Here is a 339-nt window from a genome sequence, read left to right on the forward strand (position 1 = left end):
CTCACGGTACTCTCCACTATCGGTCACCGGACCTCTTTAGGCTTACCAGACGGTCCTGGCAGATTCACACGAGCCTCCACGAAACCCGCGCTACTCGGGAACACCACCCGACGCTTGCAACCAGCCTTCGCCTACGGGACTCTCACCCACTACGGTCGGCCTTCCCAGACCATTCGACTAGCCAATCACACAACGCCCTGAGCACGGCAGCACTCAACGGTCATACCCCACAACCCCCAACCCGCAACGCCTGCCGGCTATCACACGAACCAGGTTTAGCCTCCTCCGCTTTCGCTCGCCGCTACTCACGGAATCACTCTTGTTTTCTCCACAGCAGGT

The 339-nt window shown here is 59.6% G+C and carries 1 rRNA gene; it reads right to left on the reverse strand.

From position 1 onward, the window contains the following. Window positions 1-339, reverse strand: a 23S ribosomal RNA gene (locus tag IF12_RS25295); the annotation flags it as partial.

Origin of the sequence: Glycomyces sp. NRRL B-16210, from assembly GCF_000719515.1 — a bacterium.
Lineage (GTDB): Bacteria > Actinomycetota > Actinomycetes > Mycobacteriales > Micromonosporaceae > Glycomyces.